15 protein-coding genes are annotated in these 16,967 nt (G+C 66.1%); 5 read left to right on the top strand and 10 right to left on the bottom strand.

Going from position 1 to position 16,967, the window contains the following annotated elements; all coding sequences use genetic code 11:
* Positions 1–11: 11 nt before the first annotated feature.
* The 6 genes from WAZ62_RS17980 to WAZ62_RS18005 all read right to left on the bottom strand — a co-directional run bounded on the left by WAZ62_RS17980 (position 12) and on the right by WAZ62_RS18005 (position 6,761).
* On the bottom strand, positions 12–1,100 hold the full coding sequence (locus WAZ62_RS17980; RefSeq protein WP_422644913.1) for an ABC transporter ATP-binding protein: 1,089 nt from the start codon (positions 1,098–1,100) through the stop codon (positions 12–14).
* 73 nt (positions 1,101–1,173) lie between these two features.
* Complete coding sequence (locus WAZ62_RS17985; protein ID WP_422644914.1) at positions 1,174–2,367, bottom strand: ABC transporter substrate-binding protein; 1,194 nt, start codon at positions 2,365–2,367, stop codon at positions 1,174–1,176.
* Between the two features lie 121 nt (positions 2,368–2,488).
* Positions 2,489–3,430 carry an aminotransferase class IV gene (locus WAZ62_RS17990; RefSeq protein WP_422644915.1) on the bottom strand — a complete coding sequence of 314 codons (942 nt, stop codon included), beginning with the start codon at positions 3,428–3,430 and terminating at the stop codon, positions 2,489–2,491.
* Positions 3,431–3,751: 321 nt separating this feature from the next.
* On the bottom strand, positions 3,752–4,306 hold the full coding sequence (locus tag WAZ62_RS17995) for a Spy/CpxP family protein refolding chaperone (protein WP_422644916.1): 555 nt from the start codon (positions 4,304–4,306) through the stop codon (positions 3,752–3,754).
* 95 nt (positions 4,307–4,401) lie between these two features.
* Positions 4,402–5,568, bottom strand: a complete 1,167-nt coding sequence (locus WAZ62_RS18000; protein ID WP_422644917.1) for a CaiB/BaiF CoA transferase family protein — start codon at positions 5,566–5,568, stop codon at positions 4,402–4,404.
* 2 nt (positions 5,569–5,570) lie between these two features.
* The gene (locus WAZ62_RS18005) at positions 5,571–6,761 is read right to left on the bottom strand and encodes an acyl-CoA dehydrogenase (protein ID WP_422644918.1); all 1,191 of its coding nucleotides are present in this window, start codon (positions 6,759–6,761) and stop codon (positions 5,571–5,573) included.
* A 226-nt stretch (positions 6,762–6,987) separates the two neighbouring features.
* Here WAZ62_RS18005 and gcvA point away from each other — a divergent pair, with 226 nt between their 5' ends.
* Complete coding sequence (gcvA, locus tag WAZ62_RS18010; RefSeq protein ID WP_422644919.1) at positions 6,988–7,905, top strand: transcriptional regulator GcvA; 918 nt, start codon at positions 6,988–6,990, stop codon at positions 7,903–7,905.
* Here the strand turns inward: gcvA and WAZ62_RS18015 are convergent.
* The 4 genes from WAZ62_RS18015 to WAZ62_RS18030 form a co-directional block, all read right to left on the bottom strand.
* Positions 7,871–9,157, bottom strand: coding sequence for a M20 family metallopeptidase (locus WAZ62_RS18015; protein WP_422644920.1), 1,287 nt, complete (start codon positions 9,155–9,157; stop codon positions 7,871–7,873). The genes gcvA and WAZ62_RS18015 overlap by 35 nt on opposite strands.
* Positions 9,158–9,286: 129 nt before the next feature.
* Entirely contained in the window at positions 9,287–9,763 is a 477-nt protein-coding gene (locus WAZ62_RS18020) for a GNAT family N-acetyltransferase (protein ID WP_422644921.1), read from the bottom strand.
* Positions 9,760–10,692 carry a 3-keto-5-aminohexanoate cleavage protein gene (locus WAZ62_RS18025; protein ID WP_422644922.1) on the bottom strand — a complete coding sequence of 311 codons (933 nt, stop codon included), beginning with the start codon at positions 10,690–10,692 and terminating at the stop codon, positions 9,760–9,762. The genes WAZ62_RS18020 and WAZ62_RS18025 overlap by 4 nt, the downstream gene beginning before the upstream one ends.
* A 2-nt stretch (positions 10,693–10,694) precedes the next feature.
* Entirely contained in the window at positions 10,695–12,056 is a 1,362-nt protein-coding gene (locus WAZ62_RS18030; protein WP_422644923.1) for an aspartate aminotransferase family protein, read from the bottom strand.
* A gap of 203 nt (positions 12,057–12,259) precedes the next feature.
* Here WAZ62_RS18030 and WAZ62_RS18035 point away from each other — a divergent pair, with 203 nt between their 5' ends.
* From WAZ62_RS18035 to WAZ62_RS18050, 4 genes are read left to right on the top strand one after another with little or no spacing between them, the layout of a single operon-like run.
* The gene (locus WAZ62_RS18035; RefSeq protein ID WP_422644924.1) at positions 12,260–13,816 is read left to right on the top strand and encodes an ABC transporter ATP-binding protein; all 1,557 of its coding nucleotides are present in this window, start codon (positions 12,260–12,262) and stop codon (positions 13,814–13,816) included.
* Position 13,817: 1 nt separating this feature from the next.
* On the top strand, positions 13,818–14,894 hold the full coding sequence (locus tag WAZ62_RS18040; RefSeq protein ID WP_422644925.1) for an ABC transporter permease: 1,077 nt from the start codon (positions 13,818–13,820) through the stop codon (positions 14,892–14,894).
* A gap of 3 nt (positions 14,895–14,897) precedes the next feature.
* Positions 14,898–15,827: an ABC transporter permease gene (locus WAZ62_RS18045; protein WP_422644926.1), complete on the top strand. Its 930-nt coding sequence runs from the start codon at positions 14,898–14,900 to the stop codon at positions 15,825–15,827.
* A 45-nt stretch (positions 15,828–15,872) separates the two neighbouring features.
* Positions 15,873–16,958, top strand: a complete 1,086-nt coding sequence (locus WAZ62_RS18050; RefSeq protein WP_422644927.1) for a BMP family ABC transporter substrate-binding protein — start codon at positions 15,873–15,875, stop codon at positions 16,956–16,958.
* The last annotated feature ends 9 nt before the right edge of the window (positions 16,959–16,967 follow it).

The raw sequence follows: 16,967 nt of genomic DNA on the forward strand, positions 1-16,967 counted from the left end.
CAGCCCCCCGATCATCGGCGCAGCCCCAGATCGGGTTTCACCGGATAGAGATCGATATCGCCCGCCGCCCAATGGGCGACCACGGCATGGCCGATCGACGGCCCCTCCCCGCTGCGCGGCCGGCTGGCGACGAGGCCGAGGCCATCGCCGGTTTCCAGCAGATATTCGGCATAGGCGCCGCGCAGGATGACGTCGCGCACGACACAGGGCAGGCTGTTGTCTTCCCCGGCGAACCCTTCGGGCGCGAGGGCGATCTTCTCGTTCTTGACGAAGGCGAGCGCGGCATCGCCCGGCTTCAAGGGGCCGCCGCCGCTTGCCGTCAGGGTGAAGCCCCCGGCCTCCACGGTGTAACGGCCACCGTCCACCGCCGCGACCTTGCCCTCGAACTTGTTCGAGCGGCCGACGAATTGCGCGATGAAGGCGGTCTTCGGCCTGTCGTAGAGCGTCGTCCGCTCGGCGAAATCCTCGACATGGCCCTTGTTCACGACCGCGATGCGGTCGCTCATGCTCAGGGCTTCTTCCTGATTATGTGTGACATAGATGAAGGGGATGCCCAGCTTCATCTGATAGCGCCGGATCTCGACCTCCATCTCCTGACGGAGTTCGCGGTCGAGATTGGCCAGCGGCTCGTCGAGCAGCAGGACCTTGGGCCGGCCGACGAGACCACGGCCAAGGGCGACGCGCTGTTGCTGCCCGCCGGACAACTGGTTGGGATAACGCCCGTCGAGGCCCTGAAGCGACAGGATGCCGAGGGCCCAGTCGATCCGCTCGTTCATCTCCGCCTTCGGCATCTTCATCATGCGCAAGGGAAAGGCCAGGTTCTCGCGCACGGTGCGATGGGGGAACAGCAGGAATTCCTGGAAGACCATGGCGACGCCGCGCTTGTGCGGCGGCAGTTCGGTCACATCCTCGCCATCGATCAGCACCCGGCCTTCGGTCGGCTTCTCCAGCCCGGCGATGACGCGGAGCAGCGTCGTCTTGCCCGAGCCGCTCGGCCCCAGCAGGGAGACGAATTCCTGCTTCTCGATCGCCATGTTCACCCGGTCGATCGCCCAGACATTGGCATATTGTTTCGATATGCCCTGAAGCGAAATATACACGCGGCAACCCCTTCCCCAAGCAACACCAACGGATACAGGACCGCCGGCCCGGAGGCCGGCGGTGGCGCCGTGATCAGGCGGCCTGCACGCGGGACCAGACGCGTTCCCACTTCTCGGTCGAGGACGGCTGGTCGAACATATACATGCCGCGCAATTCGTCGGTGCGGTTCATCAGGTAGAGCACCTGATCCTCGGCCGAGGACAGGGGGCGGATGTCGATGGTGGTCGAACAGCCGCTGGCCTTGCCGATCTGCACCATGGTCTCGGGCTTGATCATCGTGTCGATGAAGGCATGGCAGACTTCCGCCTTGTCGCCGTCCGGCACGCCCGACGAAATCAGCCAGGTATCGACCCAGCCGAGGCCGCCCTCCTTGGGCTTCAGCGTGTGATCGACGGTCAGGTCGAGTTCGCCCTTGGCCTTCTTCTCCAGCATCAGGCGGTAGACTTGCGCGAATTCCGGCGCGGCCACGATGGCGCCCGAGACCAGCAGCTGTTCGAGGGTCGCCGCATCCTGATAGCGGGTCAGCAGCAGGGGCTTCTGCTCGATCAGCAGCTTCTCGACGCCTTCCAGCTCCTCGTCGGTCAGCTTGTAGGGATTGAACGATTTGCCGTCGGGCCGGGGCTTGTCGATCGTGCCCATGCGGTGCGCGACCATGATGCCGGCGAGGGCGATATTCTCCTCGAAGCGGGCATTGGTGGCGAGGCGGCCGCTGTATTCGGGCGAGAACAGCAATTCGAGGCTCTTGGCCTTGTCGGCCGGGACTTCGCCGACATTATAGGTGATGCCATAGGAGCCCCAACAGAAGGGCACGCCGAAGAAGGCACCCGAGGTCTCGTCCTTCAGCAGCGGGAAGGCATCCGGCTTGAAGGCCGGGAAGTAATTGGCGGTGCCCGGGATCTTGCCGTAATCCATGGTCCGGATCAGCTTTTCCCGGAAATAGAGGCTGGGCCAGAAGCCATCGGCCTGCACGAGATCGAAATCCTTGGTCCCGCCGACGCGCAGCTTGTTGTAGGCCTCGGAATTGCCGTCGAAGAAGGTCGGGGCGAATTTGACCTTGTGCTTCTCCTCGAAGGCACCGATCACCTCCCGCACGGCATAGGCTTCCCACATCAGGGCGCGCAGCTCGGTCGGCGCGGCCGAGGCCGGGCGGATATAGGGCGCCGCGACCAGCGCGGCGGCGGCCCCGGCGATGGTCTTCATGGCGCCGCGGCGGCTCGGCCCGATCTTGCTCGCGGCGGCCTTGTTCCTGTCGTTCGTCGATGTCATGCGCAGTCCCTCACCCTTGTCCCCGTGGATCGTTGAAGAAACCTGCTTCCCGTGCGCTCCCCTGGTGTTCGCGGGCGGGGGTCGTTGATGCCCCCGTCCCGTGCTTGTCCGCTGACGCCGCTTACGCCGCCTTGGCGAAGGGATGGTCGGGATCGGCGTAATTGACCGGGGTCATGTGCCAGCCCTCGGCTTGTTTCTTCCAGTACAGCTCCTTCAGCGCGACGCTGATCGGACCTGGCCGGTCGTTGTTCATGATGTGGTCGTTCACCCGGGCGCAGGGCATGACGCCGCCGGCCGTCGTCGAGGTGAAGACCTCGTCCGCCTCCATCAGGTCCTGGAGCGTGACCGGCACGATCTTGCCTTCGAGACCCAGCTCCGGACACAGATCGAGCACCGAACGGCGGGTCACGCCTTCGAGCGCGCCGCGATCCGGGGTCAGCACCTGGTTGCCCTTGACGACGAAGACGTTGAAGCCCGAGCCTTCGGTCAGATAGCCGTCCTGGTCGATCAGCACGGCGGTGTCGAAGCCCTTGTCGTTGGCTTCCCACAGGCCCTGCACGAAGTCGCGCCAACAGTAATTCTTGTAGGTCGGGTTGAGCGACTTGGGCGAAATCCTCGGCACCGAGGCGACGAGAAGATGGGCGCCCCGCTCCTGAACGGCGGGCGGGATCACGTCGACCCAGGGCGCGGCATAGGCGATGAAGGTATTGTCGCAATCCATCGGCTTGCGCGAGCCATAGACGCGCGGCACGCCCCGCGTCGAGACCATGGCCACGAAGGCGTCCTTCAGGCCCGACAGGGCGACGCAGCGGCCCAGGATCTCGCGCATCTGGTCGCGGGTCACCGGCGGCGTCAGGCGGAAGCCCTTCAGCGAGCGCTCGAAGCGATCGAGATGGTCCTCGAGACGGAAGAAGGCGCCATCCTTCACGTGAACAACGTCATAGGTTACGTCCGAATGAACGAAACCCCAGTCGCCGACCGGGATCTTCGCTTCCGACATCGGCACATAGGTGCCGTTGAGGTAGCAGGCGCCTTTCGAGAAATCAGGCATAGCGTCCGACATGTCCCACACTCCACTCATCCGGGAAGCCACGTTTGCCCTGTCAGGCTGGCGCCGATCCCCACCCCTCACAAGCGCCGCTTGGCGCCAATTCGAGGGGGCCAATTGGCACCAAGGCGCCTGACCCGAAAAGCCAAGTCTAGACACGGCCATGCCCAGGCCGCGCTCCACCTTTCGGGGGAGCGCGGCCTGGGCATGGCGCCAATGTCCCGCGCCCGTCGGTCGAGCGCGTTCGGATGAAATCGGATGGAAAATGCCGCCGGAATGGGCGTCAGGGCCGGCAGCCCCCGGAGCATATGCCCCGGGAGGCCGGAAGCGCGGGACCTACATGGCGCCGCAGTCGTTGCCGATCAACTGGTCGGCGACCACCTTCTGCTCGGCCGAGAGACTGTCGTAGAGGGCGACCGTCGCCTCGCGCGTCGATTTCAGAAGATCGATCATGGTTTCCATGGCGGCAATGCGCAGGTCCAGCCGATCGATGGCGGTGCCATTGGCCTTCGCGTCCATCATCGCGTCATGGTTGCCCAGACGGCCGGCGGCCCTGTTCTTCACCGTATCTTCATAGGCGGCCCAGACCTTGGCTTGCGCCTCGGTGATGCCGAGCTGGGCCTTGAGATAGGCAAGGCGGGCATCGATCATCGCCCCCATGCCCATGCCCCGGCGTCCCATGCCGGGGCCGCCACCCTGGCCCATGCCCATGCCACCCGGGCCCATGCCACCCGGACCCATGCCGCCCGGGCCCATCATGCCCATGCTCGGACAGGTGCCGCCGATCATGCCATAGCCGCCGCCCGGTCCACCGGATTGGGCCGCGACCGGGGTCGCGATCAGCAACACGGCCGCCAGAGCCAGTGCCGATTGTCGGGAAATGAGGTTCATCGTTCTTGTCCTTGTCTCGTGAATGCCCGCTCCCGCCAGTCCGGCCCGATGGGAGTGCGGCGTCATTGACACAGGTCAAGCCTCACCGAATGAGATCACCCCTCCGAGGCCGGGCCGAGAACCTCGTCCGTGTGCTGGCCAAGCGACGGCGCCGGCCGATCGAGCACGAGGGGGCTGCGCGAGAAGCGGATGGGCGTGCGCACGCCCGGCACCGGCGCCCCTCCGAAATCGAGTTCCAGCTGCATGTGACGGTGCTGGACCTGCGGATCGGCGAAAACCTGCGCCACCGTGTTGATCGGCCCCGCCGGCACGCCGACCTTCTCGAAAGCGGCGAGGAGATCGTCGCGCTTCATCCCCGCCATGCGCGCGGCGAGCATGGGGATCAGCTCGGCGCGGTTGCGCACCCGGTCGGCATTGGTGCTGAAGCGGGGATCGGTCGCGAGTTCGGGCAGGCCAAGGGCTTCCACCGCCTTGCGGAATTGCCCGTCGTTGCCGACGGCGAGGATCAGGTGGCCGTCCGAAGCGGAAAAGGCCTGATAGGGCACGATGCTGGGATGGGCATTGCCCTGGCGGGTCGGCACAGTGCCGGTCGCAAGATAGGCATGGGCGTGATTGCCGAGGATCGCCACCTGGGTGTCGAGCAAGGCCATGTCGATATGCTGGCCAAGGCCGGAGCGCTGGCGCTCCGCCAGCGCGGCCTGGATGGCGACGACCGAATAGACCCCGGTGAACAGATCGACGAGGGGCACGCCCACCCGCTGCGGCTCGCCTTCCTTCTCGCCGGTCAGGCTCATGATGCCGCCGAGGCCCTGGATCATCAGGTCGTAGCCGGCGCGCTTGGCATAGGGCCCATCCTGGCCGAAACCGGTGATCGAGCAATAGACGAGGCGGGGATTGATCGCGGCGAGGCTGGCATAGTCGAGCCCATAGCGGGCAAGGCCGCCGACCTTGAAATTCTCGATCAGCACGTCGGCTTCGGCGACCAGCGCGCGCACCGCCACCTGCCCCTCTACTGTCGCGATATCGACGGCGACCGAGCGTTTCCCCCGGTTACAGGCATGAAAATAGGCGGCGCCGAGGGTGCCGCCGTCGGCGCTGGGGATGAAGGGCGGACCCCAGCCCCGCGTGTCGTCCCCCTCCCCCGGCTTTTCGATCTTGATCACATCGGCGCCGAGGTCGGCGAGGATCTGGCCGGCCCAGGGACCGGCCAGGATGCGGGCCAGCTCGACGACCTTCAGTCCGGCGAGGGGGGCGTCCGACATGATCAGAAGAACGCCTGAAGGCCCGTCTGCGCCCGGCCCAGGATCAGGGCGTGAACGTCATGCGTGCCCTCGTAGGTATTGACGGTCTCGAGGTTCAGCAGATGGCGGATGACGTGGAATTCGCCGGAAATGCCGTTGCCGCCATGCATGTCGCGAGACTGACGGGCGATATCCAGCGACTTGCCGCAATTGTTGCGCTTCACCAGCGAGATGGCTTCCGGCAGCACCTTGCCCTCGTCCATCAGGCGCCCGACGCGGAGCGAGGCCTGAAGGCCGAGGGTGATTTCGGTCTGCATGTCGGCCAGCTTCTTCTGGACCAGCTGGGTCTGCGCCAGCGGGCGGCCGAACTGCTTGCGGTCCAGGGTATATTGCCGGGCGGCGTGCCAGCAGAATTCGGCGGCGCCCAGCGCGCCCCAGGAAATGCCGTAACGCGCCCGGTTCAGACAGCCGAACGGCCCGCCGAGGCCGGAGGCGTTGGGCAGCAGATTCTCGTCCGGCACGAAGACGTCTTCGAGCACGATCTCGCCGGTGATCGAGGCGCGGAGCGAGAGCTTGTTCTCGATCGCGGGGGTGGAGAAGCCGGCGAAGCCGCGTTCGACCACGAAACCCTTGATCGCATTGTCATGGGCCTCCGACTTCGCCCAGACGACGGCGAGATCGGCGATCGGCGCATTGGTGATCCACATCTTGGAGCCATGCAGGATGTAACCGCCATCGACCTTCTTCGCCCGCGTCCGCATCCCGCCGGGATCGGAGCCGTGATCGGGCTCGGTCAGGCCGAAGCAGCCGACCCATTCGCCGGTGGCGAGTTTCGGCAGATATTTCTTGCGCTGGATTTCGCTGCCATAGGCGTAAATGGGGTGCATGACGAGGGACGATTGCACGCTCATCGCAGAGCGATAGCCTGAATCCACCCGCTCCACTTCCCGCGCGGCCAGGCCATAGGCGACATAGGACGCGGCCGAGCCGCCGTATTCTTCCGGCAGGGTCGAGCCGAGGAAGCCGAGTTCCCCCATCTCGCTCATGATCTCGCGGTCGAAACGCTCGTCCCGGAAGGCCGAGAGTACACGCGGCATCAGCTTTTCCTGGGCATAGGCGCGGACGCTGTCGCGCACCAGACGCTCGTCCTCGGTCAGTTGCTCTTCCAGCAGGAACGGGTCTTCCCAGGCGAAAATGGCGCGCGACGAGGACATGACTCTCTCCAAGGGGCTTGTGTCGACCGCAGGATGAACCAGCCAGAGCCGCCGGGCAACGGATGATGCGGCATCAAGTTGATGACTTTTCCTCATCAAGTGAGCTACCGTCAAACCCACCTCGTCGTTCCGGCGAAGGCCGGAACCTTTATCCGATGGGGCGCCCCTTCGGCACAAGGTCCCGGCCTGCGCCGGGACGACGAATGATCACTCATGAGCCCCCGTGATGACCGACAGTTTCAGCCGCCGCCTGATCCCGCCCCTCGGCAGTCTCGTCGCCTTCGAGGCGGCGGCGCGGCTCGGCAGTTTCACCAAGGCGGCGGCGGAGCTGAACCTGACGCAGGGCGCGGTCAGCCGCCAGGTGAAGGACCTCGAGGCGCGCCTTGGCCTCGCCCTGTTCGAGCGGCTGCGCCAGCGCGTGCATCTGACCGAGGCCGGCCGCTTCTATGCCGAGGCTTTGCGCGACACGCTGGCCCGTTTCGCCTCGGCCACGGCGCAGACCATCGCCTTCAAGGGCAAGGGCGGCACCCTCGACCTCGCGATATTGCCGACCATCGGCACCCGCTGGCTGATCCCCCGCCTGCCCGATTTCTTCCGCCGGCATCCGGAGGTGACGATCCGCTTCTCGACCCGCCTCCGCCCCTTCGACTTCGAGCGCGAGGGGCTGGACGCCGCCATCCATTTCGGCGACTCCCATTGGCCGGGCGCCGTGCTGCATCCCCTGATGGGCGAGGTGCTGGTGCCGGTCGCCGCCCCTGCCCTGATCGCGAGCGAGCGCTGGCAGCAGCCGGCGGACCTTGCCCGGGCGACGCTGCTCGTCCAGGCGACGCGGCCCAAGGCCTGGGGCGAATGGTTCGAGAGCCAGGGCATCGAAGCCCGCCCCGGCCAGCCGCGCATTTCCTTCGAGCAATTCGCGCAAGTGCTGCAGGCGGCGGTCGCCGGCCTCGGCGTCGCCCTCGCCCCGCAGGTGCTGGTCGCCGACGAGATCGGAAGGGGCGAATTGTCGGTGCTGTTCGATGCCAGGGTCACCAGCCAGCAGGGCTATTTCTTCGTCTATCCGGAAGCGAAACGTGGCCTGCCCGCCCTGATCGCCTTCCGCGACTGGCTGCTCAGCGTCTCTCCACCCCGCACCAATCCGCCATGAACAGCGCGAGGACCTGGGCGACCTCGATCACGGTCGAGAGCTCGACCCATTCGTCGATACCGTGGATGCTGCCGGCCCTGGGGCCGTAGCAGGTCGCCGGCGTATCGCCGTAAAGGATGAAGAAGCGGGCATCGGTCGTCGCGGTGGAGGCCAGCTCTGTGATCGGCTTTCCGCTCACCGCCTCATGGGCGCGGCGAAGACCGACGAGCAGCGGATCCTGTGGGTCGATCGCGCAGCCCTCGGCCTGGAAGCCCTTGTAGCGGATCTTCACCTGCGCCCCGCGCAAGGGGGGCCGCTCCGCCACCGCCGCCGCGATCGCCACCTCCAGCGCCTGCTTCACGGTTGATATCGACATGCCGGGATAGAAGCCGACACGGACGTCGATCGAAGCGGCGCAAGGCACCGACGACGGCCATTCGCCGCCCGAAATCCGGCCTAGGTTGAAATTCACCGGATGCTTGTGATCGCGGTAGCAGGCATGGCGGAAACCGGGCGCGTTCCAGGCCGCCTCCACCCCGCGCAGGGCATCGAACAGGGCATAGACCGCCTCGATCGCATTGGTCCCGGCCGATGTGTCCAGCACATGGGCGGGCTTGCCGACGAGATCCACGCTCAGCCACATCACGCCCAGTTGCGCGATCAGCAGGCTCTGGTCGAAGGGCTCGGGGATGATGGCGGCATCGGCCCGGTAGCCCCGGGCGAGGCAGGCCAGCGCGCCATTGCCGGTGCATTCCTCCTCGATCACCGATTGCAGATAGACCGGCGCCGCCGGCTGCAGGCCTAGGCGCGCCAGGGCATCGAAGGCCATGCAATAGGCGGCGATGCCCGCCTTCATGTCGCCCGCGCCCCGACCGTACAGCTTGCCGTCCTCGATCCTCGGGACGAAGGGCGGCGTGGTCCAGAGCGCTTCCGGCCCGGTCGGCACCACGTCGATATGACCGTTCAGGATCAGCGACTTGCCCGTCGCCGCCTTCGGCACATGACGCCCGACGACATTCTCCCGCCCCTTGTAGACATCGATCACCGGCGGCGAGAAACCGGGCAGGTCCCGGATCGCGGCCAGATCGACCTCGAACCGCTCGACGTCGAGACCCATGTCGGCGAACCGCTCGGCCATCAGGGCTTGCGCCCCCGCCTCCTCGCCCAGCACGCTGCCCTCGCGCACCAGATCGGCCAGAAGGACCGTGCCTTCATCGGCAAGACTGGCGACGGCATTCTTGATGTCGGCGGAAAGCGCGGGATCGAGGCTCATTTTCGGTCACTCCCAGGGGCGGTGTTTCCCTCCTCACCCACCCCTCTCCTCCGAGGAGGAGAGGACCCAATCTCCCTCTCCGCCCGTTGGGGGGAGAGGGCCGGGGTGAGGTGGGAAGGCTCCACCATATCAAACACCTTCCCCCGCCAGCCGCCGGAAATCCTCGCCGTCGATCTGGTGGATGAGATCGTCGGCGGCATGGCGGAAACCGGCACGGGCATAGAAACCCTGCGCCGCGATATTGGCGGCATCGACCGACAGGCGGATATAGGCGCCGCCCTTTTCCGCCGAGCGCGCGGCGCAGGCGGCGAGCAGACGCCGGCCCCAGCCGCCGCCCCGGCAAGCAGGATCGACATAGAGGTCCTGAACATAGGCCCCGGGCTTGCCCCGCCAGGTCGAGAAGGAGCGGAAATAGAGGCAGAGGCCGACCGGCCGCCCCCCCTCCTCCGCGATCAGCGCCTCGAAAGCCGGGTCGGGACCGAAGCCCCAGCGCCTCAAATCCTCGACCGTGCCGGCGATCTTATGCGCCTGACCGAGCACCGCGCCGATGCCGAGGATCATGGCATGGATCGCCTCGGCATCCTCGATGGTCGCGAGGCGGATCAAAACGCCACCCGATCCCCGCCCTTGAGGCCGAGGAGGGCGCGGGCGTCGTCCGGGGTCGCGATTTCCAGCGACAGGCTTTCCAGGATGTCGCGGATGCGCGTCACCTGTTCCGCGTTGGATTTCGCCAGCCGGCCGCGGCCCAGTGTGATGCTGTCCTCGAGGCCGACGCGGACATGCCCGCCCATGATCGCGCCCATGGTGACGAGCGGCATCTGGTGCCGGCCGGCGCCGAGGACGGAGAACTGGTAATCGTCGCCGAACAGCTTGTCGGCGATCCGCTTCATGTGGAGGAGGTTTTCCGGGTCCGGCCCGATACCGCCAAGGACGCCGAGCACGAACTGGACGAACAGCGGCGCCTTGACGAGGCCCCGGTCGCGGAAATGGGCGAGGGTGTAGAGATGGCCGACGTCGTAGCATTCGAACTCGAATTTGGCGCCGCAGCCATTGCCCAGCTTGTCCAGAATGCCTTCGATATCCTTGAAGGTATTCTTGAAGATCGTGTCGCGGGTGTTCTCCAGCAGCTTGGGTTCCCAGTCGAACTTCCACTCGGTGTAACGCTCGACCGCTGGGAACAGGCCGAAATTCATCGAGCCCATGTTGAGGGAGCACATCTCGGGGCTGGCGCGGAGGGGTGCCGCCAGCCGCTCGTCCAGGGTCATGGCAGACGATCCGCCGGTCGTTATGTTGACGACCGCGTCGCAAGCCTGGCGGATGCGCGGCAGGAACTGCATGAAGACGTCCGGGTCCGGGCTCGGCCGTCCGTCCCTGGGGTCGCGGGCGTGGAGATGCAGGATGGCGGCCCCGGCCTCCGCCGCCTCGATCGCCTGCGCCGCGATATCCTCCGGCGTATAGGGCAGATAGTCGCTCATGGTCGGGGTGTGGATCGAGCCGGTGACGGCGCAGGAAATGATGACCTTGCGGGCGGCCATGATCATGGTCCTCTGGGCAGGTCGAGTTCGCGGGCGAGGGTGTCGAGGCTGTCCTCGATGATCGCCATCATCTCGTCGACTTGCGCCGGCGTGATGATCATCGGCGGGCAGACCAGGAAATGGTCGCCCTCGTTGCCGCCGCGGGTCCGCCGCGAATAGATGATCAGGCCCTTGTCATAGGCGATGTCGATGATCCGCTGATAGGCGTTCAGATGGGCCGGCAGGGGTTGCATCGTCTCCGGGTCGGCGACCATCTCGGCCGCCAGCAAGAGGCCCTTGCCGCGCACATCGCCGATGAAGGGAAAGCGCGGCTTCAGCCCTTCCAGCCGGTCGCGGATCACCTCGCCCATGCGGGCGGCGTTCTGGATCAGGTCTTCCTTCTCCATCACCTCGAGCACGGCGAGACCGGCGGCCGAGGCGAGCGGATTGCCGGCATAGGTAAAGCCGTGCAGGAAGCCGCCCTTCTCGAGGACGGGCTGCACCATCCAGTCGGGCGCGAGCATAGCGCCCAGCGGGCAATAGCCGGAGCCGATCCCCTTCGAGAGGGCGATCAGGTCGGGCCGGCCGGGCCAATGATCGCCGCCGAGGAATTTGCCGGTGCGCCCCGCCCCGCTCATCACCTCGTCGTGGATCAGGATGACGCCATATTTGCTGCAGATCTCGCGCACCCGCGGGTAATAGCTGTCGGGCGCGACCAGGGCACCCGTCGAGGCGCCGCCCACCGGCTCCATGATGAAGGCGAGCACGGTGTCCGGCCCCTGCGCCCGGATTTCCGCCTCCAGCATGTCGGCGTAGCGGATGCCGCGCTCTTCCATCGTAAGCTGATCGCGGTCGAGATAGGCGGTGGGTGCCGGGATCTTGGGCATCTCGTGCATCATCGGCGCGAAGGGCGCGGCCAGCGCGGCATAGCCGGTGATGGCGAGCGCGCCCAGGGTACAGCCGTGATACGACGGAAAGCGCGAGATCACCTTGAAGCGCGAGGCCTGGCCGGTCGCGACGGCATATTGCCGGGCGAGCTTCAGGCAGGATTCCACGGCTTCCGAGCCGCCGGAGACGAAGAACACCCGGTTGAATTCGGCCGGCGCCAGGTCGCACAGCCTGGTCGCCAGGTCTTCCGCCGCGTCATTCTCGTAATGCAGACGATAGGCGAAGGTGCATTTGTCCATCTGGCGCTTCATGGCGTCGAGGACGTAGGGGTTGGAATGGCCGATATTGACCACCATGGCGCCCGAAGAGCCGTCGATCCGGCGCCCGCCATATTGATCCCAGATATAGATACCCTCGGCCCGGTCGACGGGCGGACGGCGCGTGCCGCTCTGGTAGAAGAGATTGGACGGGCGACGGTTGCTGCCGGCTTGAGTCATTTTCGAAAGCACACCTCAGGTAAGGCCGTCAGAGTGCGCGCCCGAAGTGCCGCTTTCAAGGGGAGGGAAACGCCCCTCGCCGGGCAACTTCGTTGATTGTCTCGAAAACCCGAAAAACATTATAGCCGTGGGCAATGGTTGTCATGATGCAGCGCCATATGCTGCACTGGCGTTACAGGGTTTGGCGGGGATCGGGGTTGGGCATGGAGCCATCGGACAAGGCCGTGAAGGAACATCCGCGCCTGGAATTGAGCGGCATCACCAAGGCGTTTCCAGGCGTCATCGCCAACAGCGACGTCAGCTTCAAGGTCGCGCCCGGCGAAATCCACGCCCTTCTCGGCGAGAATGGCGCGGGCAAAAGCACGCTGGTGAAGCAGATCTACGGCATCCTGAAACCGGATTCCGGCGCGATCGTGTGGGACGGGCGGGAAGTCGACGTCCCCAGCCCCCATGCGGCGCGGACGCTGGGCATCGGCATGGTGTTCCAGCATTTCTCGCTGTTCGAGGCGATGACCGTGCTCGACAATGTCGCCCTCGGCATGGACGACCCGGGCAAGGACCGGGCCGCCCTGGCGAAACGGATCCGCGAGGTCTCGGAATCCTATGGCCTGCCGCTCGATCCCGCCCGCGAGGTTCACACCCTGTCGGTCGGCGAGCGCCAGCGGATCGAGATCGTGCGCTGCCTGCTGCAGTCGCCCCGCCTCCTCGTCATGGACGAGCCGACCTCGGTGCTCACCCCCCAGGAAGTGGGCAAGCTGTTCGAGACCCTGCGCAAGCTGAAGGCCGAGGGCTGCTCGATCCTCTACATCAGCCACAAGCTGAACGAGATCAAGGAACTCTGCGACCAGGCCACCATCCTGCGCGGCGGCAAGGTGGTCGCCGCCTGCGACCCGCGGGAAGAGACAGCGCGCAGCATGGCGCAGCTGATGATCGGCGCCGAATTCCGCAGCGTCGCGCGACGCGAGGCGGGCAAGGGCACCGGCCCCATCCGCATGGAATTGAAGGCTCTGTCCATGGCGCCGGAAATGGCTCATGGCGTACCGCTGAAAAGCATCAACCTGTCGCTTCGCGGCGGCGAGATCCTGGGCATCGCCGGGGTCGCCGGCAATGGCCAGGGCGACCTCCTCGCCGCCATCGCCGGGGAGCGCAAGGCGGCAACGCCGGGCGCCGTGATCGTCGACGGCAAGCCCGTCGGTCGCCTCGGCCCCGCCGCGAGGCGCAAGCTCGGCCTTTGTACCGTGCCCGAGGAGCGGAACGGCCACGGCGCCGTGCCCGACATGTCGCTGACCGACAATGCCATGCTCTCCGCCCACAAGCGCATGGGCTTCATGAAGGGCGGTTTCCTCGACACCGCGAAAGCGCGCGGCTTCGCCGCCGAGGTGATCAAGCGCTTCGACGTGCGAACACCGGGCACGGAAACAGCCGCCGGCAGCCTGTCGGGCGGCAACCTGCAGAAATTCATCGTCGGCCGGGAAATCCTGCAGAAGCCGGAAATCCTCGTCGTCGCCCAGCCGACCTGGGGCGTCGACGCCGCCGCCGCCGCCACGATCCAGCAGGCGCTGGTCGACCTCGCCGGCACCGGCAGCGCCATCCTCGTCATCTCGCAGGATCTCGACGAATTGCTGACCCTGTCGGACCGGATCGCGGTGATCAACGCGGGGCAAGTCTCCGAAACCATGCCGGCCTCGACCGTCTCGGTCGAGGAGATCGGCCTTCTGATGGGCGGCATTCACGGCACGCCGGAAAAGGGAGCCGCCTGACATGGCCCTGAAGATCGAAGCGCGCCGACAGATCTCGACGCGAATGCTCTATATGACGCCCTTCATCGCCGTCTTCGCCACGGTGGTCGCCGGTTTCTTCCTGTTCATGCTGCTCGGGGCCGATCCCTTCGAGGCGCTCTATGAATTCTTCATCTCGCCGCTCGAGACCAAATACGGCCTCTCGGAACTCGGGGTGAAGGCGGCGCCGCTGATCATGATCGCGATCGGCCTTGCCCTTGGTTACCGCGCCAATATCTGGAACATCGGCGCCGAAGGCCAGCTGACCCTCGGCGCGGTCTGCGGCGGCGCCGTCGCCCTCGCCTTCTGGGAGGAGACGGGCTTCTACATCCTGCCCCTGATGGCCATCGCCGGCATGGCGGGCGGGGCGGCCTATGCCGCCATTCCCGCCTTCCTGAAGACGAAATTCAACGTGAACGAAATCCTGACCAGCCTGATGCTGACCTATGTCGCCACGCTGTTTCTCGCCGTTCTCGTCTTCGGCCCGCTGAAGGACCCGATGGGCTTCAACTTCCCGCAGTCGCGCATGTTCAGCGACAGCGCGATCCTGCCGATCATCTGGGAAGAGACACGTCTCCATGCCGGCTTCATCGTCGCCCTGCTGGCCGCCGTCGCCGTCTGGGTGCTGCTGACCAGGACCATCATCGGTTTCCAGATCAGGACCCTCGGCTCCGCCCCCGCCGCCGCCCGCTATGCCGGTTTCGACCGCACGAAGCTCACCTGGTTCTGCCTGATGCTGACAGGCGCGCTGGCCGGCCTCGCCGGCACCTTCGAGGTCGCGGGGCCGATCGGCCAGCTCGTGCCCAATATCTCGCCCGGTTACGGCTTCACGGCGATCATCGTCGCCTTCCTCGGCCGGCTGCACCCCCTTGGCATCATCGCCTCGGGGCTTTTGATGGCGCTGTCCTACATGGGCGGCGAGAATGCCCAGATCAACCTGAACCTGCCCCAGGCGGTGACCGGCGTGTTCCAGGGCATGTTGCTGTTCTTCCTGCTCGCGTCCGACTTCCTGGTGCGTTACCGGGTACGTCGCCTGAAACCGCTGGTCGAGGGGGCCTGAGCCATGAATATCGACACAATCCTGCCCATGCTGCTGACCGTCATCGCGGCGGCGACCCCCCTGCTGCTGGCGTCGATCGGCGAACTGGTCACCGAAAAGTCGGGCGTCCTCAACCTCGGGGTCGAGGGCATGATGCTGGTCGGCGCCGTCATCGCCTTCGCGGTCACCGTCGGCTCGGGCAGCGCCCTGCTCGGCATCATCGCGGCGGCTTTCGCCGGTATCACCCTCTCCCTCGTCTTCGGCCTGCTGACCTTGACGCTGATGGCCAACCAGGTGGCGACCGGCCTTGCCCTCACCATCTTCGGCATCGGCGTCTCGTCGCTGATCGGCAGCAGTTACATCGGCACCCCGGTCGAGAAGCTGGGCGCGCTGTCGATCCCCGGCATTTCCGACCTGCCGGTGATCGGCCCCCTGCTCTTCGGCCATGACATCCTGGTCTATGGCTCGGTCGCCATGACCGTGCTGGTCGCCTGGTTCCTGAAATCGTCGCGGGCCGGCCTCATCCTGCGGGCGGTCGGCGAATCCGATCTCTCGGCCCATTCGATCGGCTATGACGTGATCAAGGTGCGCTATCTCGCCGTCATGTTCGGCGGATTGTGCAGCGGCATCGCCGGGGCCTATCTCTCGCTCTCCTACACGCCCATGTGGGTGGAGGGGATGACGGCGGGCCGCGGCTGGATCGCCCTCGCCCTGGTCGCCTTCGCCTCGTGGCGGCCGTGGCGCGTGCTGGGCGGCGCCTATATCTTCGGCGGCGTCACCATCCTGCAGCTTTACCTGCAGGGTTCGGGCGGCATCGGCATCCCGTCGCAGGTCATGAACATGCTGCCCTATCTCGCCACCATCATCGTCCTGACCGTGATTTCGGCCGGCCCCTGGCGGGGCAGGCTGGATGCACCGGCCTGCCTCGGCAAACCCTTCCGCCCGGCAAGCTGATCACCCCTCGTCGTCTCAAACCGCATCCCTCTACCGGAGCCCCAGATGATCAGACCTATCGACCGCCGCACCTTTATCGTCGGCAGCGCCGCCGCCGGCCTGACCCTGGCCAGCGGCCCCCTGCAACGGGCGAGCGCGGCCGACCCGCTGAAGATCGGCTTCATCTATGTCGGCCCGGTCGGCGATTTCGGCTGGACCCATGGCCATGATCTCGGCCGCAAGGCGGTCGAGGCCAAATTCGGCGATCTCGTGAAGACGACCTATGTCGAGAATGTCGCCGAAGGCCCGGACGCCGAGCGCGTCATCCGCAAGCTCGCCGTCGACGGCAACAAGCTGATCTTCACCTCGTCCTTCGGCTACATGGAGCCGACGCTGAAGGTGGCCAAGGCCTTCCCCAAGGTCTTCTTCGAACATGCCACCGGCTTCAAGACCGCGCCCAATCTCTCGGTCTACAACTCGCGCTTCTACGAAGGCCGCGCCGTCGTCGGCCATCTCGCCGGCAGCCTGACCAAGACCGGCAAGATCGGCTATATCGCCTCGGTGCCGATCCCCGAAGTCGTCATGGGCATCAACGCCACCGCGATCTGGGCCCGCAAGATCCGCCCGGATGCCGAGGTGAAGGTGGTCTGGATCAATTCCTGGTACGACCCGGGCAAGGAAGGCGACGCCGCCAAGGCGCTGATCGATCAGGGCGTCGACATCATCACCCAGCACACCGACAGCCCGGCGCCGCTGCAGATCGCCGAACAGCGCGGCATGCTCGGCGTCGGCCAGGCCTCGGACATGAAGTCCTTCGCGCCCAAGGCCCAGCTGACCGCCATCGTCGACGAATGGGGCCCCTATTACATCGAGCGCGCCCAGGCCGTGCTCGACGGCACCTGGAAGACGTCCGACACCTGGCACGGCCTGAAGGAAGGCTATCTGTCCCTCGCCCCCTATGGCGACGCGGTTCCGGCCGAGCTGCGCGCTTCCGCCGACGCGATCAAGGCCGGCATCATCGACGGCTCGATCCATCCCTTCACCGGCCCGATCAAGGATCAGAAGGGTGAAGTGAAAGTCGCCGATGGCGCCAAGCTGGCGGACGGCGAGTTGCTCGGCATGAACTGGTACGTCGAAGGCGTTTCGGCGTAAAACGGCGTT

Origin of the sequence: Zavarzinia sp. (assembly GCF_049306435.1) — a bacterium.
Classification (GTDB): Bacteria; Pseudomonadota; Alphaproteobacteria; order Zavarziniales; family Zavarziniaceae; genus Zavarzinia.